Consider the following 24,942-nt stretch of genomic DNA (forward strand, 5'->3'; position numbering starts at 1 on the left):
CCCACTTGTTGGCCAGACGAAGGATTCCCGCGCCGGGCACTCAGTGGCGGATGCGGCCCCTCCTCACCCGCCTCTCGCCCTACGAGCCGTAGTGCGGCGGAGCTGACCCTGCTCTCTGTGAAACAGCGGGGCGGCCGGAGCCATCGACACCGGCTTCGACCGCCCCAACGGAGTTCGCGGACCTGCCCGGGCTGCCGCAGGCGACTCGCCGTCTCCGCCGCCCGGGCGTGGGGTGGTCCGTCAGCCCATGTCCGTCAGGAGGGCGTTCAGCTCCTTCTCCTGCTGCGCGGGCGGCATCGGCGGGTTCGAGTGATCGATGCCGAAAGTCCCCAGCACCTTGTCCATCTGGGCGTCGATGGAGGTCCACCCGGTCTGGTCCAGCGGCTGCAGCGAGGCCTGGTCGGCATCCCACAGGTCACGCAACGACTGTGCGGCCGTGTGCGCACCCTTCGCGTTCCCGGAGCGTGCGTCCTTGAGGGATGTGGAGGCGAGGGTCTTCAGGGCGGTGACCTTGGCGGGCGGGAACTTCTTCACCGCCTCGCCGGGGGCCATCTGGACGGCGGAGGTGTTGTCGGCCTCCGGCGCCGGGCCGGTGTGCGGCTGGCTGTGGGCCCAGATCAGCAGGCCCGTGGTGGCGACGGCGAGCAGTCCGAAGCCGGCCAGACCGACGCGCTCCTTTCGCAGGTCGCCGGTGTGGGTGGCGTGGGCGGCCTCGTAGGTCTCGGTCACGTCCGAGCGCGTCACCGTCAGGTAGACCACGGTCGCCAGGATCAGGCCGAGGAAGATCAGGCTGGTGGTGAAGGTGCCCAGCGCGATGCCGGTCGGCTCGCCCGGCTGAGCGACCTTCGGGGAGGCGAGCCAGTCGCCGATGTTCGCGCCCAGCGGGCGGGTCAGGATGTAGGCGAGCCAGAAGGACAGCACCGGGTTCGCGCCGAACTTCCACAGCAGCGTGATCGCGGCGATGAGACCGAGCGGCAGCAGCACCGAGGCGCCCGGGCTCCAGCCGGTCAGCTCGAGGGTCCAGTCACCGGTCGCGGTGCCGAGCGCGAACGTGACGAGAACGGCGAGCCAGTAGAACGACTCACGGGGAAGCGTGGTGACCGAGTGGATCGACAGCGTGCGCTCGCGCAGCCACCACACGCCGAAGACCACCGCGAGCAGCACCGAGAAGACCGCGGAGCTGATCCACAGCGGCACGTTGAGCTGATCGGTGAGGAAATCGGTGTACAGGGTCCCCGTGACGCTGACAACGACCACGGTCAGCCAGTAGGGGAACGGGACGTACCGCTTCAGCCGCAGCTGGACGGCCAGGACCACCACGAACACCCCGGTGAAGATCCAGGCCGTGTTCACCAGACCGACGCCCAGCTTCATGTTGATCCAGTCGGCGAAGCTCTCACCCACCGTCGTGCACAAGATCTTGATCACCCAGAACCAGATGGTGACCTCGGGGACCTTGTTGAGCATGAGACGCCCGCTGCGCGTGCGCGCTTCCGTTGTCGTTGTCATGCGGCCAGGTTTACGCGGGGAACCTGCAAGCAACCTGACTACGTGATCGCTCGCACGGCCGGGAGCGTCACCTCGACATGACCGCGGCCGTCCGCGATCGCACGGACCTCCACACCGGCCGAGGCGGCGATGCGGCGGACCACCGGCAACCCCAGCCCATATCCGTCGCCGCCGGTCACACCCGCCTCGAAGACCCGCTCGACGTCCGCGGGATCGAACCCTGGGCCGTCATCCAGGACATCGACCACGACAGCCGGACCCTGGTTGCGCGCGGTGATCCACACACGCGTCTTCGCATGCCGGAGGCCGTTCTCCAGCAGGGGTGACAGCAGCGACACGGCGACGTCGGGCGCCACGGCCACCTCGATCTTCGTGGGAAAGGCGACCTCGACCGGGCGACCGCCGATCGCCTTCCGCGCTGCGGAGCGCAGATCGCACCGGGTCCCCTCGTCCGTGCGGGCGCGCGCGGCGCGCAGAATCGTCGTGATCGCCGCGTCGAGGCGGTCCACCTCGCTCTGTACCGCCTCCGGTGGCACGGGTTCGCCGGACAGCTGCGCCAGCTGCGCCTCGCCCCGCAGGACCGTGAGCGGTGTCCGCAGTTCGTGGGCGATCTCGTCGGTGAGCCGGCGTTCGTCCGCCAACGCGTTGTCGACGCGCTCCAGAAGGCGGTCCAGGGTCTGTCCCAGTTCCCCGAACTCGTCGCGGGGGACGCCGAGGTTGAAGCGGCGCCCGGGTTCGTGATGGCCCCAGTCGTCGGCGAGTGCGGCCATTTCGTGCACGACCCGCAGCGCGCGGCGCACCACGAGATGCGCCACACCGCCGGCGAGGACGATCGTGAGGCCGCCCAGGATCAGCGACAAGGTCAGACTGCGCTGCTCGGACGTCTCATAAGGCGTGAGGTCCACCCGCACGACCACCATGACGTGGTGGCCGTCGACCGGGACCTGCCGCGCGTACAGGAGGGAGTCGCCGACGGTCGCGGTCTGCGAACGCCCCGAGCCCACCAGCTCCTCGACACGCCTGACCACGCTCGCCGGTACGTTCCCGTCGATCAGGCGGCCGTCGGCATACACCCAGGCGACCTCGTCCAACGCCTCACTGCCGTTCTCCGTGAGCACGACACGGCCACCCTTGGCGGTGACGTTCGCCGCGACCGCCTCGGCGCGCGTACGGGCCAGATCGTGGGCATCGGCGTCCGTGACCCTGCTCAGCAGCACGTGCGAGACGACGACCAGGATGGCGACCACGGCGGTGGCGATCAGGACGGTGAGCGCGACGACGCTTCTGCGGAATCCCGTCACTGCCATCGGTAGCCCACGCCGCGGACCGTCGCCAGACGCCCGGCCACACCCAGCGGACCGAGCTTGGTCCGCAGCCGGCGCACATAGGAGTCGAGGGTGTTGTCACTGACGTGCGCCCCGTACGGCCAGCCGGCGGCGACCAGGGCGTGGCGGCGAACCGCGTCGCCCCGCGAGGCGATCAGGCGGCCCAGCAGACGGAACTCCGTCGGGGTAAGGCTCATGCTCGCCGCATCGTAGGTCACCATGTGCTTCGCCGGATCGAGGACGACCTCGTGCGATGCGGGCGCCACGGTGGCCCGGCGCAGCAGTGCCCGGACGCGGACCAGCAGTTCCGGGATGTCGAAGGGTTTGGTCATGTAGTCGTCGGCGCCCGCCTCGAAGCCGCCCACCTTGTGATGCAGACCGTCCAGGGCGGTCAGCATCAACACCGGCACGTCGACGCCGCGAGCCCTCAGGGCCAGGCAGACATCGCGGCCGTCGGCGTCCGGCAGCCCGAGATCCAGGAGGACCAGCTGGGGCACCGGTGCGAGCTGCCGCAGCAGGCTGTCTGCCGTGGCGGCGACGGAGACGGTGTGACCGTCGTGCTCCAGGGCACGCCTGAGGATGCCGCGGACCGCCGCGTCGTCTTCGCACACCAGGATGAAAGCCACGTGCTGACCCTAGATTCTCGCGTCTCAATACTCCATCTGCCCCGGCCAGGTACATGCCGGGGGGCGCGACCGGCCGAGCCGCGGCGGCCTCGCGGCAAGAGCGCAACGGGTGGCACGGACCGTGTGGCACTGTCGTACGGAACGAGCGCCTACCGGGTCGAGAAACGCAGGCTGCACCCATCGGCGCCCGGCCGCACGGCGGCTCGAGCTACGGGCGGGCTACGGAAGGTATCGAGGCCGACTGACCTCAGCGGCGCGGCCGAGGCAATCAGCTCGACCGCACAGTCCTCCAGGTCGCCTCGGTCTCGCGCACGCCGCGTCCGCAGGCGTCAGCCGCGAGCTCACCCTGCGTGACGTGGCCGCGGCGTTGCGGCTCAAGCCACGAGTCCACCTGCGCCGCCCCGTCATGGGAGTCCTGGCCGTCCTGTCCGTGACGGTGCCCCGCCTCGTGCCGGCTCCGTTCTCCAACAGCGGTGAGGGGACCGCGGCCCACACGGCCGTCCCTCTCCTGCTCATCGCCGCGGTTCTGCAGTTCTTTGCCCCGGCCCGGACCAGGGGCTCCCAGGATGGAGACGATGAGTCCCGCTTCGAGTCCCTTGAGACCACGCCGACCCGGCTGAACGACGAACCCTCATCGTCTGCATCTCCCCCACTGGCCCTACTTCTTCGTGGCCCGGTGAACGAAGGCGGGCGGGAGGTTCGCCCACACCGTCTCCGAGCGTTCCAACCGGTCGAAACGGCAGGCCAGTTCGGCGGTGAAGTGTCGGGCGGGCGGGGTCCAGGCCGCGTGCAGATAGGCGAAGGTGGTGAACCGTCCGCAGGGCGCGAGGACTTCGGTCACGGCGTCCAGGATGTGCCCGCGCCGGTCCTGCGGCATGACCGTCCACGGCAGCCCGGAGACCACGGCGTCGACCGGTTCGCCCACCTCGGCGGCCAGTTCGGCGGCCGTGCCCTGGACGACGGTCAGCCGGGTGTCGCGTCGGGTGGCCGCCAGCCGGGCGGCGAGCAGCGGGTTGAGCTCGATGGCGACGAGCCGTGCGTCGGGGGCGAGCCGGGCCAGGATCGCGTCGGTGAACACCCCCGTCCCCGGACCGAGTTCGGCGACGAGCCGGGCCTGCTCCAGGCCGATGCCCTCGGTCATCGCGTACGCCAGCCGCCGTGAACTGGACACCACGGCACCGGTCATGAGGGGCCGTCTGAGGAACTCGGTGGTGATCGACATGGCGGCCATGGTGGAAACGCCCCGTGTGGCCCCACGTCGTATCTCCGGCCGGTGTACGTACGACTGCGGGAGGACCCCGTGACGGCCGCCAGGACGATGCCGGGAAGCGGGGCCCGGCCGTAGCGTGAGGCGGTGCAACGGCTGATCGAGACCCTGCCCCGACTGCGGCGCGCACATCCGTGGCTGACGGACCTGCTGCTGATCGTGCTGGTTGCCGTGCCCCCGGTGATCCGCCCCCAGCCGGGCTGGCGGCCCGTCTGGGTACAGACGGTCGTGTACGCCGCCCTGGTGCTGCCCCTGCTGTGGCGCCGTCGCCGGCCGGTGCTCGTCGCGGCCCTGGTGACGGCCGGGTTCTGGGCGCAGTACCTCGGGCAGGTGTGGGGACAGGAGCCGGGACGCGGAGTTGTGGCCCTGGCGGCGGTCCTGGCCACCCTCACGGTGCGGGGCCGGCGCCGGGCCGCCGCGGCGACGGTGATCTGTGCCGCCGGCTGCGTGGTGCTGTGGATTCCCGCCTGGCAGCGGGACTACGGGGGCCCGGGTGCCCGCGGTGCCTGGCTCACCCCGCTCGCCGTGGGGCTCCTGCTGGCCGGGGCCTGGGTGTTCGGCGAGTACGTCCGTGCCCGGCGCGCCTATATCGCCGAGTTCGAACGACGGGCCGCCCTCGCCGAGTCGGAACGCCTCGCCCTGGCCCGGGTCGCCGTCGCCGAGGAGCGGACCCGCATCGCCCGCGAGATCCACGACGTCCTCGCCCACAGCGTGAGCGTGATGGTGCTGAACGCCGAGGGCGGCAGGCTGATGCGGCACGCCGATCCCACGGTCGTCGACCGCACCCTCGGCGTCATCAGCGCGACCGGCCGCGACGCCCTGGACGAACTGCGCCGGCTTCTGGAGGTGCTGCGCACCCCCGCGGACGCCCCATCCGGCAACCCCGGACGCGGGCCAGATCGCGGTGGGGTCGGCGAGTCCCTCTCGGCCGATCTTCGGCGGCTGGTCGCCCGCCTCGACACGAGCGGCACGCGCGCCCGACTGGACCTTGACGGAGAGCGTGGCGGCCTTCCGGCGGATCTCGCCGTGCAGACGTACCGCATCGTCCAGGAGGCGCTCACCAACGTCGTCAAGCACGCACCGCCGGACACCAGGATCCACGTACGGGTCGACACGGGCACCGAGGGGCCCGGGCGGCTGGTCCGCGTCCGGGTGGAGAACTCAGCCGGGGCGGGAGCCGCCCCAGAGTAGGTGCCGCTCGCGGACTTCCAGGCCCGAATGGTGCAGCACGGCGCGAGCCCTTCGCTGGCCCAGGACATGGCCGACATGGTCAACGCGCAGAACAACGGCATCTACGACGCCGAAACCCACGACCCGGCCTCCGCCACCGACTTCCGCCAATGGTGCCGGAACGTCCTGAAGCCAGCCGTCCAGTCCTGACCAGCACGCCCGTCAGTGGCCGGCACAGCCGCCCGGTCAGGCTTCGGTGCGGCCTGACGCCTGATCAACCAGACCACGAGCTGGAGGAGCAGCCTTCAAGAACTCCCGACGGCCTGGGTCCTGCCCGGCCTCCGCCAGGGTCCGCGACGACGGTAAGGAGCCAATCGCACTGGTCCTGTGCCAGCCGCGACGGGGCCGGGTAGGCGAAGGCATCCCCGCCATGCGGGCGGCCCAGGACGCGGGCCCGAGGCGTCGGGGTGATCCTGGAGGGGTGAGGGGTGCCCCAGCCGGGTTGTTCCCGGCGGCTTACGCCGCTTCCGGCCAACGGGCCGTGCGCGTGGCCCTGGCCGCTGCGATCGGCTTCTACCTCTTCCGGTACGGGCTGAACAGTCCCGTTGCGGCCACGTACGCGCTGTTCGGCGCGGTGGCCCTGGGCGGACTCTCGCGGATCCCGGGGACCGGGCGGCAGCGCGCGGCGAGCATGCTGCGGGTGCTGCCGGTGTGCTGGGTCCTGGTGGTCGTCGGCACCTGTCTCTCGGTGCGCACCTGGAGCGCCGTCGCCGGGATGCTGGCGGTCGGCTTCGCGCTGGCCTTCTCCGCCGTGGGCGGACCGCGCCCGGCGGGCCTGGCGCCGGGGCTCCAGCTGCTGTACATCCTGCCGTCGTTCCCGCCGTACGATCCCGGCTCGCTCGACGAGCGGCTGCTCGGGACGACGACCGGGCTGGTGCTGCTGATCGCCACCGAGGCGCTGATCTTCCCCGAGCCCTCCCCGACGCCGTACCGGGAGCGGACGGCTCGCGCCGCACGGACGGCGGCCCACTGCGCCCGAGCCCTGGCCGTGCCGCCGTACGTCCTCAAGACCCGGGACCGCGGCGCGGCGGAAGAGGCCGGCCGGGGGCTGCGGTCGCTGATGGTGCCCGAGGCGGAGCGACCGGCCGGTCCCGGTGTGCGGGTTCGGGCCCTCGCCCACACCGGCCTCGCCGTCCGTACGCTCCTGAATCGCCTGGCGTGGCTGAGGGCTCCGTCCCGGGCGCAGGAGCGCGAGGTGGCAGCCGTGCTGCGGGCGGCGGCGGACCTCGCGACGGCGACGGCGGAGTGTCTGCGCGCAGGGACCTCGCCGGCGGGGCCGTACGACGAGCTGTCCTCGGCACGTGCCACGCTGTCGGCCCTGTCCGCGGGGACGTCCGACTCGGAGGCCGCGCCCCGGTCCGGATTCACGCCTGCTGTGCTGCGCAGGCATGCGGCCGTGCTGGAGATCGCGGACGCCGCGCTGGCCATGGGGGCGGCGGCCGACCGTGCCGTACGCGGACGGCATGCCGAGTTGGAGGTGGCGACGGAACGCTTCTGGTACGCCACCGTGCCGGCCCCGGTGCTGTGGTGGCACAGGCTGCGCGGCCATGCCGGGCGCCGGTCGGTGTTCTTCCAGAACGCGGTGCGGATCGCGCTGGCCCTCACGGCGGCGCGACTCGTCGCGGGAATCGACACCCTGCCGCACGGCTTCTGGGCCATGCTCGCCACGCTCAGTCTCACCAGGACCACCCTTGAGGCGACCCGTCACACCATCCGGCTCGCGCTCACGGGCACGCTGGCCGGGGCGCTGCTGACCGCCGCAACACTGACCCTTGTGGGCACCCACACCAACATCTACGCCGTGCTGCTGCCCCTGTGGATGCTGCTCGCCTTCACCGTCGGGCCGGTGCGGGGTGTCGGGTGGGCCCAAGGGCTGTTCACCGTGCTGGTGGCCCTGGTGTTCGCGCAGCTGGCTCCGTCCACCTGGCAGCTCGCGGAGGTGCGCATGCTCGACGTGCTGATCGGCAGCACGATCGGCGCCGTGTTCGGGCTGCTCGCGTGGCCGCGGGGCGCTCATGAGGAGATGCGCCGCGCGGCCGCCGAACTCCTGCGCACGGCCGCGGAGGTCGTGGTGGCCACGACCTCGTCGGTGGCGGGCGGTGCCGCCACGATCGTGCCGACGGCCGCGCCGGGGCAACGGTCTCTGCACCACGCGCTCGTCCTCGCCGAGTCGGCCTACGCGCAGTTCCAGAGCGAGCCCACAACCTTGACCGGCGCCCGGCGCGGTCACCCGGCGTCGGTGGACTGGCAGGCGACGCTCATCGCCGGCCACCACACCCTGTGGGGCTCCGAACGGCTCCTGGCTCCGCCCGTCACCGTGCTGCCCGCCGCGACAGCGCGGAGGGTGGAGGCGCTCGGCGAACGCATGGCCGGGCGGATGCTGCTGGTCTCCGCGGCCCTGGATCCCGGCGGGGACACCCCGCCCACGCCCGTACCGCGGATCGATCCGGTGCACCCCGAGTTCGACGCCGAGCCAGTGGGCGCGCCCCGCCGGTACTACGCCGTCGTCGAGTGGCTGGAGTCCCTGGCTGCCGATCTGACACGGATCTCCCGCGGGGCTTCACCGGGGGCCGCCGACTCGCACGCCGTCGCCCGCTCCGGAGGCAGCGGCGGCTCTTGCGAACCCGCCTGACACGGGCGGCTGGTGACGATCAGTCGGTCTTCGTGGGAGCCTGCCGATGCGGCGCCTCGACGGATGAGGCCCCGGCCGCGGCCTCGGTGCCGCCCGGGTGCCACAGCGCGCACAGGAACGCGATCCCCAGGGCGATGGCCATGCCGTAGAAGACCGACTGGTTCGCCTCGGCGAAGTCCGAGCGCACCGCGCTGACGATGTCGCGCATCTGGTCGGCCGTCAGGCCGGTGCCGGAAGGCGGGTTGGCGTCGCCGCTGCCCGTGATGGAGCTGCTGACGCGGTGAGCGGTGTCCCGGGCCTGTTCGGCCGACAGGCCCCGCGCCTGCAGGGTGTCCGTCACATTCGCACGCGTGGCATGGGTGAGCACGGTGCCGAAGACGGCCATGCCTACGCTCGCGGCGTAGTTCCGCACCGTTTGTGTGACGCCGGTGACCTCGCCGTAGGACGGCCCGATCGCACGGTTGACGGCGTCCGTGGAGGCGGGAGCCAGAATGAAGCCGATGCCCGCTCCGGCCAGGGCCGCGTACGGCCACTGGTCGTGCATGGACAGGTCGGTCAGCTTGCCCGCCCACAGGGCGAATCCAACGCAGCCCAGGACGCCACCCGCCTTCAGGGCCGGACGCGCGCCCCGCTGATCGAGGATCCGCCCGCCCCACTGCGAGGCGATGGCGAAGCCCGCGAAGACGTACAGCAGGAACAGCGCTGCCTGGTTGGGCGAGGCGCTGAGCGAGACCTGTGCGTACACGGACGCGAAGAAGAACAGCGGAACGAACGCGAGCATGGCGAAGAACAGCACCACCGAGTCGATGGTGAAGCCCTTGTCCCGGAAGACGCGCAGGTCGACCAGAGGATGCTGGACGCCCCGCTCGTAGCGGACGAAAACGGCGAGGATCGCCAGGCCGCCCACGACGCAAAGCCAGGTGGCCGGGCTGTCCCAGCCCCAGGAGTAGGCCTGCTGGAACCCGAGAACACTCAGTCCCATGCCGGCCGCCATGAGAGCGGCTCCCACGACGTCCAGCGTCCCCGCCCGTCTGCGGTCGCCGATGTGCGCCATCGCGGTGAGTACCAGCGCCACCACGGCCACGGGGACGTTGACCCAGAACACCGCGCGCCACGTCCATGCCGCCGTCAGCCAGCCTCCCAGCAGCGGTCCGACGGCAGTCAGCGCGCCGGACAGCCCGAAGAACAGCGCGAGGGCACGGCCGCGCCGCTCGGCCGGGAACACCGCCACGACCACCGCGAGCGCGGCGGGGAACAGCAGCGCCGCCCCGGCCCCTTGGACAGCACGGAAGCCGATGAGCCAGCCCTGCGCGGCGTCCCCCTTGGGGACACAGCCGCACATCACCGAGGCCACGACGAACACCAGCACGCCGATGACCACGATCCGGCGCGGACCGTACAGGTCGGCGAGGCGGCCGCCGACGGCGAAGAAGGCGGCCAGTGCCAGCAGATACGCGTTGATCACCCACTGCATGCCGGACGCTGACAGGTCCAGCTCCCGAACGATGTCCGGGGCGGCGATCGAGACGATGGTCTGATCGATGAACGTCATGGCCACCGCGAACATCATGGCCGCGAGAGCCAGCGTCTGCTGATGCACCGAGTGAGGCGCGGGCGTGGTGCCAGCGCCCTTGAGGCGTGTGTCACTCACCCCTCCAGTCTGCCTCCACCTGGGCGAGACCGCAGCAGCAGAGGGGTACGGCGGATAAGGGGCCCGCCGCCCGGCCGCCCCCTGCCTGCGCCAACGGGGCACAGCGCCTGGCCAGGTGGGCCCGCACTATCCAGGCGTGCATGGCGTGTGCTGACGGTATGTCACATGCCGGTTCTGTCCGGGCCGTTGCTGTTCAGGCCGAGACACTGGGCAAGTGGCGGCAGGCTTTCGCCGGGGAGCGGACGGCACCCGGTCGGCATACGGCTTGTCGTCAGCTGCCCGCCGGGGCTCATCGGCAGGACCCCCGCGACCGGACCCCCCACGTCGTGCAGGCCTCCTGCTCTGCACGGCCGCGGCCGCAAGCATCGGCGGGGAATGTACGCCGACCGTGATTGTTGAAAGCGGTATGAAGAAGATCGGGTTCCTGTCTTTCGGACACTGGACGCCGTCGCCCCACTCGCAGACGCGCTCGGCAGCGGATTCGCTTCTCCAGGCGATCGACCTCGCTGTCGCCGCGGAGGAGCTGGGCGCCGACGGCGCGTACTTCCGCGTCCATCACTTCGCGCGGCAGCACGCCTCGCCGTTCCCGCTGCTCGCCGCCATCGGCGCACGTACCAGCCGGATCGAGATCGGCACCGGCGTGATCGACATGCGCTACGAGAACCCGCTGTACATGGCCGAGGACGCCGGAGCCGCGGATCTGATCTCCGGTGGCCGACTGCAGCTCGGTATCAGCCGGGGATCCCCGGAGCAGGTCATCGACGGATGGCGCCACTTCGGGCATCTGCCGGCCGAAGGTGCCACCGACGCCGACATGGCACGCGCCCATACCGAGCGGCTCCTCGAAGTACTCACGGGCGAGGGATTTGCGCAGCCCAACCCCAATCCCATGTTCTCCAACCCACCGGGGCTGCTGCGCATCGAACCGCACTCCGAAGGCCTCAGGGACCGTATCTGGTGGGGATCCAGCTCGAACGCCACTGCCGCGTGGGCGGCCACGCTCGGAATGAACCTGCAGAGTTCGACCCTCAAGGACGACGAGAGCGGCGAACCGCTGCACGTCCAGCAGCGCAAGCAGATCGAGGCCTATCGTGAGGCCTGGCGGGAGGCGGGGCACACCCGCGAGCCGCGGGTGTCGGTCAGCCGCAGCGTTTTCGCGCTGGTAGACGACCGTGACCGCGCCTACTTCGGCCGTGAGGGCAACTCCAAGGACCAGATCGGCTACATCGACGCCAACACCCGCGCGATCTTCGGCCGTTCTTATGCTGCCGAACCCGACGTGCTGGTCAAGCAACTCGCCGAGGACGAGGCGGTCGCCGCCGCCGACACACTCCTCCTCACCGTGCCGAACCAGCTCGGAGTCGCCTACAACACCCACGTGATCGAGAGCATCCTGACCCACGTCGCTCCGGCCCTGGGCTGGCGCTGAGCACGGCGCCGGGGCGTGCACGGCAAGAGGTGAGCCAGGCGCGCCCACACGCCTGATCCGTGGAACCGCAGGCCCGCACCACGGGGAAAGGACGGCGTCCGCGGGGCTTGGGGGGCGAGCTGACCGCCGACGGGGTGGTGCTGCGGCTGTCGCCGTTGAAGGACGACGAGCCGGAGCAAACCCCCGCCGGTAGGCCCCACGGCGTTCTCGCCTCGGCGGGCCGAAGATCCGAATTTCCGGGGCCATGGGATTCGGACGATTGAAGATCCGCCACGCCCGGCGTTGAGGCTCCATCCGGCACCAGGATCCCACGTCCGGCGCTTCGTTCCCGCCCAGTGCTGGTGCCGTGGCGGCATAGGTTCGCAGCTTGGTCAGGCGCCGGTTTTGAGGAAGCGCCCGCCCCAGCGGATGCCTTTCTCGCTGCGGATGCGGGCGCTTTCCCTGCGTTCAACCGCCGGCAGACCGGTGGCCTATCACCCGGGCGGACGTGTCCGGCGTTCGCGGAGTTCGGCGGGTTCCGGCTGGTCGGTGTGGGCCATGAGGCGGTGGGGCGAGCGGCTCTCCCGACGGGTGGTGATCCAGCTGCGGTTGATCCAGGCATAGCGGGCCCCTCGTACAGACTTCCGCATTATCCTGGCGACGCTCTGACAGCGTTGTCCGCAGACCTCACCTCCTCGGGAGACCGTGTGCCAGTTCCCGAACAGCCAACCGGGCAAGCGGACTTGGACGAGCTGCGTCGGAGGGCCGTGGCTCACGCCCCGCAGCGCGAGGCGGGGATGGTCGTCTGCGAGAACCTGGTGCGGATCTACCAGACCGAGGGCGTCGAGGTACAGGCGCTCCAAGGCCTCGACCTGAGCGTGGCCCAGGGCGAGATGATCGCGGTCGTCGGGGCCTCCGGCTCCGGCAAGTCCACCCTGCTGGGCATACTCTCCGGCCAGGACGTGCCCACCGCGGGTGCCGCCGAGGTCGCCGGACACGACCTGCTGGCGATGAAGCGCCGGGAGCGGCTCGGCTACCGGCGCGGCACCGTGGGCTTCGTCTGGCAGCAGACCTCGCGCAACCTGCTGCCCTACCTCTCGGCGGCCGAGAACGTGATGCTTCCGATGACGTACACCGGGATCAAGCGCTCCCGGCGCCGAGCCCGGGCGGAGGAACTGCTCGACCTCCTGTCCGTCGGCCACTGTCGGGACCGCACCCCCGACACGCTCTCCGGTGGCGAGCAGCAGCGGGTCGCCATCGCCGTCGCCAACGCCAACGAGCCGCGGGTGCTGTTCGCCGACGAACCCACCGGCGAACTCGACACCGCCACCAGCGACGAGGTCTTCGCGGCGCTGCGCCGGGCCAACGAGGACCTGGGTGTCACCGTGGTCGTGGTCACCCACGACGCGCTGGTGTCCGAGCAGGTACAACGCACCGTTCGGATCCGCAACGGCCGTACCTCGACCGAGGTGCTGCGCCGGGTCGCCACCGGCGAGGACGGCGTCCAGGTGCTCACCGCCGAGGAGTACGCGGTGCTGGACGCCGGCGGTCGGCTGCAGTTGCCGGGCGAGTTCACCGAGCGTCTGCACCTGCGCAAGCGGGTGCGGCTGGTGCTGGAGAGCGACCACGTCGGTGTGTGGCCCGACGAGGCCGCGCGCCGGGCCAGGTCCGACGCGCAGGACGCGGCGAGCGGCGGCGGCTCGGAGCGCTGAGGGCGAGTCGTGCGTGGGCGCGGTCGCTGTACCGGGCAGCCACCGCACACTGGGTCTTCACGCGAGGCGCAGGACGCCTCCCAGTGCGCGTCGGCGGGCGAGGACGGTTTCGGTGGCCGCGGCGGCCAGGAGCAGGGCGGTTACGCCGGCGACGAGGGCGACGGTCAGTGAGTAGTCGGTGTGCAGGGCGGGTTGGGCCGGGCCGCCGGTGAACTGCCGCAGGTCCAGTGTCTGTGCCATGAGCTGCGGTTCGAGCAGCCCGAGGAGTGTGCCGCCCACCGCTGAGGCGGCGGCCAGCGGCAGCAGTTGCAGGAAGTGCAGCGCCCCGGCTTCCTTGCCGCCGAGTCCGAGCGTGCGGAGGTAGGAGGTGGTGCGGCCGCGTTCGTGGGAGGTGAGGGTCAGTTCCAGGACCAGCGCGAGCAGGCCGGACAGAGCGGACAGGATCGAGCTCGTGGTGTAGATCGTGCCGAGTCCCCGCGTCAGGCCGTCCGTGCGCAGAGCGCTGAGCGTCTCGGAGCGGACGCGGATCCGGGCCGTCGGCCCGAGCGCCCTGGCCGCCGCCGACCGCAGTGCCGTGGGCTCGGCGGTGGCGGGTGGGTCGCTCTTGAGGAGCAGGACGGTGCTCCCCGAGGGTTGCCGAGGGATCAGACGCTCGGCTCTGGTGGTGGTGATCAGCACCGGCGTCCCGGCAGCGATCTGTGCCGTGACCGGTCCGAGGAGGGGGTCCCGCAGTTGCGCGGCGGTGAGGGTGCCGACCGGCTTGAAGATCAGGTCCTTCGGAGGCTTCCCGTCGGGCACGACCGTGGCGGTGAAGTCGCCGGTGCGCTCGCGCGCCCGTAGGCCGGGCGAGAGGACGGCCGGCAGCGGGGTGTTCGCTCCGGTTCGGGTCGGGGTGACCAGTCGGGACAGCAGGGCGTCGGCCAGTGGTGACTTCGGGGCGACGGCGACCAGTTGCCGGGGGTCCACGGTGATCACGGCGGCCGGGGAGATCACCGCGCCGTCGGTCTGTCCTGTCAGCTGGAGGGTGTACAGATGCTGGAGAGCGGTCCGTATCGCGGTGGTGCCGGTCCCCGGTGCGGCGGCTGCGGTCCCGGCCACGGTCGCGCTCGCGTCGGCACCGCTGGTCCAGGCCGCGCCCGTGTCCAGGCCGTCGTCGATCGTTTGTTGCACGAGGCCGCCGAACACGGCCGTCCCCAGGGTCAGAACCAGGACGAACAGGGCAAGCCCGGTCGCCGGAGCGTCGTGGGCGGCCCGGGCTGCCCCGATGAACGCCGCCGCTCCCCGGCCGCGCCGGGTCTGCCGCAGCACCGGGCGCAGCACGAGCGGGTAGACCCGCAGCAGGACGAGCACGACGGTCAGCGCCACCAGCACCGGCACCGCGCCCAGAATCCCGTCAGGCCCCTGGGTGCGCAGTGCGACCACACCGGCCGCCGTCGTGACCAATACGGTCAGTTCCAGGACCACACGTCGGCCGACGGTAATGGTCCGGCGTGAGCGCTGTAGCCGGCCGGCTCTGCGCGGTTCGCGGACGGCCAGCCAGGTCATCAGCGGCACCGTCAGCGCCACCACCGCGGCGGCGAGGGCCGCGGTCAGCGGTTGCGGCGATCCGGAGGTTCCGGTGGGCGCGAGGGCCCCTCCGGCCGCCCAGCCGAGCAAGGCGGCCACCATTACCACAGGCCAGGCCACGGCGCAGCGCAGCAGCACCAGCCGCGCGGTGGACGCGCCCCGCGCGCGCTGCAACAGCAGGTGCGCCTGCCTTCGGCGCAGCAGCAACCGCACTGCCACGGTGACGGTGGCCAGTGCGACCGCGGCCAGCGCGTCGACGGCGAACGTCGCCAGCTGCCTGGCCTGTTGGTCCTGGGCGGTGAAGTCGGCGAGCAGCGGACTGAGGGAGTCGATCACCAGCAGGGATCCGGTGGCCTGGCCGCCGACGTGGCAGCTGAGGTCGCCCGTGACCGGATCGGCCCCCTGGCACCGGGCATCGCTGAGGTCCGCACTGTAGTGGGACAGCGGACCGGTCAGGGCGCGGGCCCGGTCGAGTGCCGCCCCGGACAGGTCGGCGCGCACCTGCCATGTCACTCTTGGGCCGCTCACCCCGGCGCCGGCGAGCAGGTCGGCGGCGTCGAGGCCGACGAGGCCGCGGACGGCGAGCACCGTGCCGGCGGAGTGCTCGGCCGGGTAGCGCGACGGCTGGTCCAGGGTCTCCCGGCCCCTCCAGAAGTCGTCGGTCGCGGCCCTTGCCCGGTAGACCCCACTCACCTGCAACTCCGCCCGGGGCGGGGCGCTTTGCATCCCGAGCGTCTTGGCGAACTCAAGGGTCAGACGACTGCCGGCCCGGACGCCGAGCGCCTGCGCGGTGGCCTGCGACAGCCCGATCTGGGGCGCCGTGCCCGGCGGGGTGTGGTCGGCCGGGGCGTGACCGCTGACGTAGCGCAGGTGGGCCCGCGCGGACGGCAGATAACCGGCCGTCAGTTCCGTGCTGGTGTTCGCCGGGCCCGGCGGCTTCGGTGAGATCAGGGACGCGCCACCGTACTCGTAGCTGCCGCCGGCGATGGTCACATACCGAGCGGCGGGGCCGCTGAGCTGTTCGGCGAGGCTGCGGCCGCCATCGAGCAGGGCCGCCATGTCCACAGAGGGCGGCACGGTGACGAAAACCTCAGGCGTGGTGTTCACGCTGATCAGGGGCGCTTGGGACCGGGTGGACTCGACACGCTGCCGCAGTGCCTGGTCCTCCTGGCCGCCCGCGAAGGCGGGAACCCACACGCACAGCGCCGTCAGCGCCAGGACGACCACCGCCAGGCAGATCAGTACCGAGAGGTCCCCGCGGGCCTCCTTGCGTACCAGCCGCCGTGTCAGGCCTCCGCCCGGGACCAGGAGTCGCGTCACGGTCCCTCCTTGCCGCTCGTGTCGGGCCGCCCGGGTCACCGGTCCTCCCCCGCCCGCAGCACACGGGCCAGGTCCACCCTGGCCAGCAGCCGGGCCAGGGCCAGCACCACAGCGCTGATGACCACGGCGGTCGCCACCGTGGTGAGCGCCACCCCGACCCAGGGGATGACCTGCGGCAGCGGCGGACAGGGGGCTTGACCGCCGTCGTCCACGGTCACCAGAGGCAGCACCGCCGATGCCATGGCCATGCCCATCAGGGCCCCCGGGATCACCGCGAACAGCGCCAGACTCAGTTGCTCGGCGCCCAGCAGCGTGGACAGGCTTCCGGCGCGGACGCCGATCGCCCGCAGCAGGGCGAACTCCTTGCGGCGCTGCCGGGTGGAGACCACCGCGTGCACGGTGAAGGCGATGACCGCGAAACCAGGAGCCAGATACCGGACCAGTTCCAGCACCCGGCGCAGCCCGCTGCGGAACGGATCGGCCCGCAGGGACGCGGCGGTGCGTGCCGTGGTGGTGACACGGCCCAGTGCGGGCTGCGCCTCGGCGGCGACGGCCGTACGCGCGCTGTCGATGCTGCTGAGCCACCAGAACGCGGGGTCCTGCTGGTCGGCGCCGGCCCGCGTCATCGCGGCGGCCAGTTGGCGTTGGTCCGCGATCAGATGCCCCTGTCCGCGGCCCAGTCCGGGCACCGAGCCGACTCGGCCCACGACCTTGGCGGTGACCTGGGCACCACCCAGATCCAGTGTGGTGATGCTGCCCACGCGCAGACGCGCCTCGTCCAGCGTCGAGGCGGCGGCACGCACCGGCAGCGGCGCGGGCCGACCGGCCGAGGCCGCCACGAGTCGCACCCGGCCGGCGGGCCGGGTGTCGTAGTCGCCGTCCGACAGGCCGCCAAAGGCGTCATCGGTGGCCTGAGAGGCCCGGATACCGGTACTGATGGTGGTCCGGAGCACCTCGGAGCCGCCGGCAACGACCGAGCACACCCCGGGGGTGCCGGGCTCATAGCCGCCGGTCGGCTTTCCTTCGCACGCCCCCGCGGTGGAGTCGGCGGCGTGCTCCGTGCCGTTCGCCCAGATCTGCTCGGCAGGCAGCCGGGTGGCCCAGGTGTCCGCGCTACCGCGCGCGCCCACCCGCAGCAGTTCCAGGTTCAGCCGTGCGGGACGCACCTTCGGCTGCGGCAGCACGCTGACGGCGGTCACCGTCAGCGGATACTCCCGCGGGTGACCACCGCTCAGCGCCACATCGAGCGGGACCACGACGGTGTGCCTGGCCCCGTCGGCGGCGGGCAGGCGGGCCGTCACCGTGCTGACGAGGCCGGACGCGTCCTGCACGGTCAGTTCCAGGCTCGGCGCCGCCCCACTGCCACCGCCGGCCAGCCGCTCGTCCAGCAGCAGCGCGGTCGGACGTCCGGGCAGCCGTATCCCGAAGACGACCGGTGACGCGGTGCGGGGAGCGGGCCCGCCGATCGTGCCGACCAGGTTTGCGTTGGCGCCGCCGGGCAGCGTCACCGTCGACTGCGTCACCGGGGTCACGACCCTCACCGCCGGCAGAGCGCGATAGGCGGCGCCGAGTGCGGAGGAGGGATAGCTGTCGGCTGCTGCGGACGGGGCGATCCGCACGTCCGCGCCGACAGTGAACGCCGCCTCCTCGGACGCCAGGGCGTTCAGGCAGGCCAGCTCGGTGGTGGCGAAGGCGCTCACCGACACGGCCAGGCACATCAGCACCACCGGTCCCGCGTTGCGCGCGGCCCGTCTGCTCAACTGCCAGCCGGCCAGCGCTGGAACGAGGCCCCGGCTGCGACGGGCGAACGCGTCCAGCAGGAGGGAGGCCAGCGGCAGCAGTCGTAGCAGAAGGAGCGCGGAGGCGCCGGCCACCAGGGCCGGGACCAGGACCAGGACCGGGTCCGCGGACCCGCTGCCGGTGCCCAGGCCGGCGAGCAGCGAGTGGTGCCGCCGCAGCTCCAGATACCCCAGGGCCGCGATGGCCAGCAGTGCCAGGTCGGCGCCCAGTTGCTGTGCGGCAGCGGCCCGTGCGCCCCGGGCCGGCCGTGATCGCGGCAACGTCAGCACGGGCAGCAGCACCGCCGCAGCGTGCACCAGCAGGGTCAGTCCCACCGCCGCCCACGCGCCGGCGCCCCGGCTGCCGGGGTGCAGCAGCTCGGCCAGGAACGGCGCGGCTACGGCGGCCGGGACGCCGGTGAGCGCCCACTCAACCGTCGCGCCGCGCAGCAACCGCAGGGTGCCGGCGCCTCTGGCCCGTTGGAGGGTCAGCTCACCGTGGCGACGCACCGTCAGCTGACGAGCAGCCAGCACCAAGGTGGCCAGGGCGAGGGCCGCCAGCATCACGCTCGGCAGATACAACGAGGACCGGGCCGCCACCGTCGGTACCGTCAGGTCCTCGATCGCGCCCGGCAGACCGGAACTCACCGTCAGGTCGTCCAGCGACGGCGGCCAGCCTCGCATCACCGAGATACGGCTCTGGCTCCCGGAGAAGGCGCGCAGCCGGTCGTGCAGCCCGGGCAGGCTGCCCGCGTCGATACGGGAGAAGTCGGGCTGCACACTCCAGCGGGCCGTCAGCTGCCCGTTCAGGGGCGCGCTGCCGTTGAGAGCCGACGCCGACACCACCAACAGGTGCTGGTCGGCGGATTGCTGCGGGGCCAGGTCACCGGCCATCGCGGGCCAGAACCCGACGGCGCCGGTCGCCCGGAAGACGCCGGTGATCCGCAGGGCCATGGCGCGCCCGAAAGCGTCCTCCACCTGAAGGCGGGAACCGGGTTTGACGACCAGACGCCTGGCCAACGCGTCGGGCACCGCCGCGTCGACCGGGGCGGTGGACCCGGTGGCGCGCCGGACATCGGGGAGCGCAGTGAAGGCGCGGGCCGGGGCGTCGGCCGTGCCGGCGGGCCACCGCCCGGCAACCAACCGCCCGAATCTGCCCCCATCCTGCACCGCGACCGGGTGCAGCCCGCTCCCCCCGGGACCGCGCGGCGGGCCCGCCCCGTCGACCCCTGTCACGGAGACCGGCGACGTCCCCAGCAGCCCCACATACGTCCGCTGCGGCACCCCGGCGAACACCCGCTCGGCGGCGGCCCGCACATCTCGGTCGGCGGCGGCCATTCCGCCGGCCCGGAAGGAGGCGCTGACACTTACCTGCGCGTCGAGGTCGGCAGCCAGCCGTTGTACGGCCCCGGCCTGCACCGAACTCCCCGCCAGCGCCGCGAGCGCGGCCAGCGCCGTCGCACACAGCAGCACGGTCACCGCGACAGCGGTCAGCACCAGCCCGTGCTGCGTGGCCCGCCGGGCGACGACGGGGAGCCGCTGCCGCGCCGGGCGCGGACTCCCCCGGCGTCGCCGCGGCGAAGACGTCAAGGCCGTGGCGACCACATGAACCCCCGCAGAATCGAACATGTGACGGTGACGGCGCGCCACAGTCCTACCAGGCATGCGCCCAACGACACAAGAATTGCTGGTCTGTTGCGACGATCACTGCGGAAGCAACCAGGACGGCCGCGCCCGGGTTCGAGTGCGGGTGCGGGTGCGGGTGCGGGTGCGGGTGCGGGTGGCCGTGGTCGACTGGTCGCCAGTCCGGCTGCCGGAAGTGCGCACCCCGGCGGGGGACGCGCTACGGACTTCGTGAAGCACCGTGCCTCGTCACCGAGACCGTGGTCCTGGTCGTCATCGCCGGATACGTGATCTCCACCCTGCGACCCCGCTCGGACCGCTATCGTTCCCGTGGGCTCTTCCTCAAGCTTCCGGTGCCTTCACGGACCGAGAATTGAGAGGGGACTCTCTTGGAGAACAACAAGCACAATCTGTGGCCCCGCGTCCGTCGCGTGGCTGCGAAGGTCGTTCCGAGCGTCGTGTCGGGTGTACTCGTCCAGCTCATTCTCGCTCTGTGCGGCCTTAACTGAGGGAGAGTCAAGGGGGAACACACCCGGGGAGTACACCGGGGCCCCCGAAACAACTCCACTGCACCTCGTCCCGCGACGCTGCGAAGGGGACGACAGCCGGCTGCCCGTACCTCCGCGCCAACTGCTGGCGTTCGCGGTCGGATCGGGCCTGCATCCGGGCCAGGGCCCGCAAGCCGGCGGTCCCCTCGACGCCGATGCGCACCGGCTGGACATTCCAACCGACGTGCAGTCCGGACGGGTCGACCTGGCCGCCCTGGGCAGTCGGGTCTTCGACATCCGTCAGGCCCCTGCCCTGGGCGCTCTGACCGCGCCCCTGCTGATCAACAGCTTCGACGCCGAGGAGAAGGTCCTGGGCGCACCGGTCGCCGAGCGCATGATCCGCGAGGTCGACGGCGGCGGTCTCACCGGCGTGGACCCGCTCCGCTCCCGGGCAGCCTGCGCCACCCCTTCGGCGCCGGGACACCACTGCTGGGTCCGGGGGCTGCAAGGGACGCACGATCGGCATCCAGGAGTCCAAGGTCGCCGAATCCACCGTTCGCACCCTCGGAGCGAAACCGCAATGGTTCGGCGCGGGCCACCATGACGGCCCCGCGCCGCGGCGAACCTCCTGCGCACGCATCCGGGTACCGGCTGATCATCCTGCTGACACGACCTCAACCTCCGTGGCAGGGTGCGGTGATCGGGTACGGCAGACGGAGGGGGCTCGCGTGGAAGCACGGATGTGGGACGCGCTGGTGGGCGTGGCGAGGAAGGCGTACACCGCCGGGCTGGGCGAGGGCGCAGTCCCGCGCCCGCTCATCATGCCGCTGGTGCGCGGCGAACTGGTCGGAATGATCTGGGCCCGCCCTGTCAAGGTCGGCCAGGACGCGCTCACCGGGATCGCGGAACTGTCGAACATCGCCGCGGCCGCCCGCGCGGACGAGGTCGTCCTCGTGTGGGAGACCCACGACGTCGCCACCGCGTGCGAGCTGCCCATCGTCGGCCCGGCGCCCTGCCTGAACATGGTGCTCGCCACCCGGGACGGGCACGTCCTGCACCAGTTCCCCTACACCGAGCAGCTCCTGTCCCGCGGCACCGACGGCTGGGCATCGGTCGCCCCGGACTGGGGGCCGGCCCCCGCGCCGCAGCCCGGCGGCGAACTGGTGCCACCGATCCAGGCCGCGGTGAACTACTCCTTCATCCCGATCGAGCTGGACCACCCCGACCCGTTCGGCGTCACCGTCGTACTGATGGAAGAGGACGGCTACCGGGTGAGCCTGACCGAGGCGTTCGACCGCTGAGCCCGTGACACGCAGCTTCGACGACGACACGCCCCGCCGTATCCGGGACGCGGACGACCTGGTCCAGGCCCGCCGACGGGACGCAGGCGAACGGATCCACGTGGCGACCATCAGCCTCGTCATCGACGAGCAGGAGAAACGCGCCCGGCGCCGGTGGCTGGACCGGATCCGGCGTGCCGGATGGGCGGTCAGCTGGCTGTCTGTGCCGGGACAGTTCGTCGTTGTGGGCGATCCGGTCTGTGGGAGTCTGTTCCTGCTGTCCGTGCCGGCACTGGTCGGGGCGCGCTTCGCCGGTCGGGGTTTGCCCACCCTCCAGCGTGCTGAGGCGCAGCCTACTCGGTACTACAGCTGGCTCGGCGGCAAGCAACGCTCCGGCGAAACCGTCACCCGCGGCACCCTCATGGGTATGCGCCTCCACGACCCCACCACCGGACGGTTCCTGTCCGTCGACCCCGTTCACGGCGGCAACGCCAACCCCGACGAGTACTGCAACAGCGACCCGCTCAAATGCTACGACCTCGGCGGACGGTTCGGTTGGGGCAAACGGATCGACCGGGTACGCACCGGACCTGCGAAAGCCGGCATGCTCGGCTGCGCCGCGTGTTCTGCCATCTCTGCGGGCAGCTCTGTCGCTCGCGGGGCCTACAAGGTCTACCACGGTGACCGCAGCGAGTGGATGGACGTAGCCCAAGGCGCCACGTTCGGTGCCGGCAAGGGATTCCGCTACTTCGGAAGACTCTCGAAAAGCCGCAGAATGGCTCGGTTCGCGAGGGGAGCTCGTGGCCGGGGCAGGTACAACAAGCCACCATCACCGCTGCACGCGGCGCGCGGACAACATCGACAGATGGTACGGCGGAGCCTTTACGGTCCACGGGCTCCACGGGGCATACCGCTCCTACCGACAGCAAGGATGGCGGCGATGGCTGCGGTGAACACGAGCTGCGGCGGCGTGCTGCGAGCCTTCGAGACCCGCCTGACCACCTGGATGTTCCTCGTTTCGGAACGAGGGGACCGACAGGAGGCGGCAATCGCGTTCGCTGCCGACCAGGCCGTGGCGGCTCTGCTTGAGCTTCAACCAGGAAGGATCCAGCGGAAGGCCGAGAACGGCCTGTGGTGCCCCGCTTCGGACGTGCTGGCGTTTCGCTCATGGCTGTGGTTCGTAGTCGCGGCCCTGCTCGTCATCGGTGCTCTGCTGCTGGTCCGCACTCTCATCTGGATCAGGCGGTGGCTCAGCGAAAGCGCGGTTCTGATGCTCACCCTGGGAATGTGGGCGCTCTGGATGACCGTCCTGGTTCTCTAGGCGCTGTTTCTCGGATCTCCCTGCGTGGGTGGGGTGTTGGGGGCAGGCTGACTCCATGGGACGCGGAGACGTAATGCCGATGGAACGACCGAGACCGGCTCCCTGATCGACGACATCGTCCGCGAGGGCGCGAGGGCGGACGCTCGGCGCCGCCCTGGAAGCCGAAGTCAACTGCGTATATAGCTGAGTTGGCCGACCAGCGCGACGTGCACAGGCGCCGCCTGGTCGTCCGCAACGGCTATCACCAGCCCAGGAAAGTCACGACCGCGGCGGGGGCGGTCGGGGTGAAGGCACCACGGGTGAACGACCAGCGCGTCGACGAGGCCTCGGGCGAGCGCAAGCGGTTCTCCTCCGCGATCCTGCCGCCTTGGTGCCACAAGTCCCCGATCAGCGAGGTGCCGCCACTGCTCTGTCTCCACGGCCTGTCGTCTGGCGACTTCGTGCCCGCACTCGAGCAGTTCCTGGGTCGACGGCCGGGCTATCGCCCGTGACGGTCACCCGCCTCACCCAGCAGTGGCAGGCCAACCGCCAGGCGTTCGGCGAGCGCGATCTGTCCGCCAGCGACTACGTCTACGTCTGGGCCGACGGCATCCACCTGTGCATCCGCCTGAGGGAGGCGAAGTCGTGCGTGCTGGTGCGCATGGCTGTCCGCACGGACGGCACGAAAGAGCTTACGACCCCACCCGCGATAGATCGTGGATGCTGTGCCTTGAGGGGAAAGGCTAGGCTCGTGGCTGATCACGGTTACCGACGAGGGGGTTCCGGGGTATGAGCGGAAGAGTGACGGCGGTCAGCAGCAACGGGGAGTACTCGTTCACCAAGCCGAACCGGGACAGCGTCAGATTGCTCACTGGGCTTGGTGTGGAGGGGGACGTTCACGCTGGTGTGACGGTAAAGCACCGCTCACGCGTCGCGCAGGATCCCACCCAGCCGAATCTGCGTCAGGTCCATCTCATTCATGAAGAGCTCTTCGCCGAGGTCGGCGAAGAAGGGTTCAAGGTGGTGCCCGGCGAACTCGGCGAGACCATCACCACGCGCGGCATAGATCTGCTCGGCCTGCCGGTCGGCACATTGCTGCGCATCGGCGACTCCGCGGTCCTGGAAGTCACCGGCCTCCGCAATCCCTGCCTGCAGATCGACGTCTTCCAGGACGGGCTGCTGAAGCAGGTCCTCGGCCGCGACGAGGCGGGGAACATCGTGCGCAAAGCCGGAATCATGAGCGTCGTGAAGGAGGGCGGCGTGGTGCGCCCTGGCGACGCGATCGAAATGGAGCTTCCCAGCGGTCCGCACCGCCCCCTGGACCGGGTCTGACCATCTTCCTGGGCAGGCCGTGACTGACGACGGCCGCGCGGGTTCTTGAGGTGTGAGGATCAAGCACGCCCGTGCGGCCATGGCCCATCACGCCTTCTGCCGCGTCACGCGTTAGCATCTCGGCGAGTTGATCGAACAACTCGCGCCACGCTGGCAGGCGCGCTGCGAGTCCGCGCGTCACGAACGGCGGCGCCGGGGCGCCCGTCGGCGGCAGGCCGGGGCCGGGCCGAAGTACGAACTCGTCTTCACTGACCGGCTGCTGGCCACCCCGGTTCACCGGTGCGCCGGTCCCCTGCCGGGCCCTCGGCGTGATCTACACGGTGGGCTCCTCCCCCATCGGCCGCGCCATCAGCGAGATCCGCCCGCTCATGTCGAAGCGCGAATTCGCCATCCCCGACCAGCTCGGCCTACCACCGCACACCCTGGAGGACGTGTTCGCCTACGCCGCCGCCGAGAACATCAACCTGCGCATCGACGGCACCCACACCCAAGTCCGGCACCCTATGGCCAACCGCCCCGGTTGAACCTGGACGGCGGAACCAAGCCGGAGCTGGTGGCGACCGGTGAGACCGCCTCAGAGAACCTCCTCGACCGGACGAAGGCCGACAGCGACGACGAACCCGCCCGGTTCGACTTCTGTCAGCGCTCACGACTGGCTGTCTGCCGACGCCGCCGAAATCTTCCGCGACCTGGGAACCACAAGACGGCCCTGGCCTGGAACAAACAGGCCGCCGTGATGACGCCCGGGGTATTCACCCCCTTTCTGTCGGCATGCTCCTCGCGGTCGCCGCAACCGCTCATCTCCCGGCCCGCGACCTCGACCACGGCCGCGCTTCACGTGCGCGGCCAGAGGACTGACTGCTCGCCGGCGCCGGCCGGCCCGGGCTGCCACGGT

General features: G+C 71.4%; 16 protein-coding genes and 1 pseudogene. 10 read left to right on the top strand and 7 right to left on the bottom strand.

The features are described 5' to 3' along the window. Window positions 1-240 precede the first annotated feature (240 nt). The 4 genes from RKD20_RS01085 to RKD20_RS01100 form a co-directional block, all read right to left on the bottom strand. Window positions 241-1,509 (bottom strand): hypothetical protein, encoded by a 1,269-nt coding sequence (locus RKD20_RS01085; protein WP_424875938.1) that lies wholly within the window; start codon window positions 1,507-1,509, stop codon window positions 241-243. Window positions 1,510-1,547: 38 nt separating this feature from the next. Beyond that, entirely contained in the window at window positions 1,548-2,816 is a 1,269-nt protein-coding gene (locus tag RKD20_RS01090; RefSeq protein ID WP_424875939.1) for a sensor histidine kinase, read from the bottom strand. Next, the gene (locus RKD20_RS01095; RefSeq protein WP_424875940.1) at window positions 2,807-3,460 is read right to left on the bottom strand and encodes a response regulator transcription factor; all 654 of its coding nucleotides are present in this window, start codon (window positions 3,458-3,460) and stop codon (window positions 2,807-2,809) included. The genes RKD20_RS01090 and RKD20_RS01095 overlap by 10 nt, the downstream gene beginning before the upstream one ends. A 658-nt stretch (window positions 3,461-4,118) precedes the next feature. Continuing rightward, on the bottom strand, window positions 4,119-4,682 hold the full coding sequence (locus RKD20_RS01100) for a class I SAM-dependent methyltransferase (protein WP_424875941.1): 564 nt from the start codon (window positions 4,680-4,682) through the stop codon (window positions 4,119-4,121). Window positions 4,683-4,814: 132 nt separating this feature from the next. Between RKD20_RS01100 and RKD20_RS01105 the strand changes: the two genes are divergently transcribed. From RKD20_RS01105 to RKD20_RS01115, 3 genes are all read left to right on the top strand, one after another. Continuing rightward, window positions 4,815-5,918, top strand: a complete 1,104-nt coding sequence (locus tag RKD20_RS01105; RefSeq protein WP_424875942.1) for a sensor histidine kinase — start codon at window positions 4,815-4,817, stop codon at window positions 5,916-5,918. Continuing rightward, window positions 5,919-6,107: a hypothetical protein gene (locus RKD20_RS01110; RefSeq protein WP_424875943.1), complete on the top strand. Its 189-nt coding sequence runs from the start codon at window positions 5,919-5,921 to the stop codon at window positions 6,105-6,107. A gap of 271 nt (window positions 6,108-6,378) precedes the next feature. Beyond that, window positions 6,379-8,589, top strand: a complete 2,211-nt coding sequence (locus tag RKD20_RS01115; RefSeq protein ID WP_424875944.1) for an FUSC family protein — start codon at window positions 6,379-6,381, stop codon at window positions 8,587-8,589. 19 nt (window positions 8,590-8,608) lie between these two features. Here RKD20_RS01115 and RKD20_RS01120 read toward each other — a convergent pair whose 3' ends face one another. Next, on the bottom strand, window positions 8,609-10,159 hold the full coding sequence (locus RKD20_RS01120) for an MFS transporter (RefSeq protein WP_424883110.1): 1,551 nt from the start codon (window positions 10,157-10,159) through the stop codon (window positions 8,609-8,611). A gap of 487 nt (window positions 10,160-10,646) precedes the next feature. Between RKD20_RS01120 and RKD20_RS01125 the strand changes: the two genes are divergently transcribed. Then, complete coding sequence (locus tag RKD20_RS01125) at window positions 10,647-11,669, top strand: LLM class flavin-dependent oxidoreductase (protein WP_424875945.1); 1,023 nt, start codon at window positions 10,647-10,649, stop codon at window positions 11,667-11,669. Window positions 11,670-12,391: 722 nt separating this feature from the next. Continuing rightward, window positions 12,392-13,360 (top strand): ABC transporter ATP-binding protein, encoded by a 969-nt coding sequence (locus RKD20_RS01130; RefSeq protein WP_424875946.1) that lies wholly within the window; start codon window positions 12,392-12,394, stop codon window positions 13,358-13,360. A gap of 57 nt (window positions 13,361-13,417) precedes the next feature. Here the strand turns inward: RKD20_RS01130 and RKD20_RS01135 are convergent, their stop codons facing one another. Next, complete coding sequence (locus tag RKD20_RS01135; RefSeq protein ID WP_424875947.1) at window positions 13,418-16,246, bottom strand: hypothetical protein; 2,829 nt, start codon at window positions 16,244-16,246, stop codon at window positions 13,418-13,420. A 35-nt stretch (window positions 16,247-16,281) separates the two neighbouring features. After that, window positions 16,282-19,521 carry an ABC transporter permease gene (locus RKD20_RS01140; protein ID WP_424875948.1) on the bottom strand — a complete coding sequence of 1,080 codons (3,240 nt, stop codon included), beginning with the start codon at window positions 19,519-19,521 and terminating at the stop codon, window positions 16,282-16,284. A gap of 1,354 nt (window positions 19,522-20,875) precedes the next feature. Here RKD20_RS01140 and RKD20_RS01145 point away from each other — a divergent pair. The 5 genes and pseudogenes from RKD20_RS01145 (at window position 20,876) to RKD20_RS01165 (ending at window position 24,571) form a co-directional block, all read left to right on the top strand. Further along, the gene (locus RKD20_RS01145; RefSeq protein ID WP_424883111.1) at window positions 20,876-21,436 is read left to right on the top strand and encodes a hypothetical protein; all 561 of its coding nucleotides are present in this window, start codon (window positions 20,876-20,878) and stop codon (window positions 21,434-21,436) included. A 4-nt stretch (window positions 21,437-21,440) separates the two neighbouring features. Beyond that, the gene (locus tag RKD20_RS01150; RefSeq protein ID WP_424875949.1) at window positions 21,441-22,736 is read left to right on the top strand and encodes a hypothetical protein; all 1,296 of its coding nucleotides are present in this window, start codon (window positions 21,441-21,443) and stop codon (window positions 22,734-22,736) included. A gap of 102 nt (window positions 22,737-22,838) precedes the next feature. Further along, window positions 22,839-23,409, top strand: a pseudogene (locus RKD20_RS01155) (transposase); the annotation flags it as partial. 95 nt (window positions 23,410-23,504) lie between these two features. Further along, window positions 23,505-24,047, top strand: a complete 543-nt coding sequence (locus tag RKD20_RS01160; RefSeq protein WP_424875950.1) for an MOSC domain-containing protein — start codon at window positions 23,505-23,507, stop codon at window positions 24,045-24,047. A 308-nt stretch (window positions 24,048-24,355) separates the two neighbouring features. Then, complete coding sequence (locus tag RKD20_RS01165; RefSeq protein ID WP_424875951.1) at window positions 24,356-24,571, top strand: hypothetical protein; 216 nt, start codon at window positions 24,356-24,358, stop codon at window positions 24,569-24,571. Window positions 24,572-24,942 lie beyond the last annotated feature (371 nt).

Origin of the sequence: Streptomyces sp. SLBN-8D4 (assembly GCF_049739545.1) — a bacterium.
Classification (GTDB): domain Bacteria; phylum Actinomycetota; class Actinomycetes; order Streptomycetales; family Streptomycetaceae; genus Streptomyces; species Streptomyces canus_C.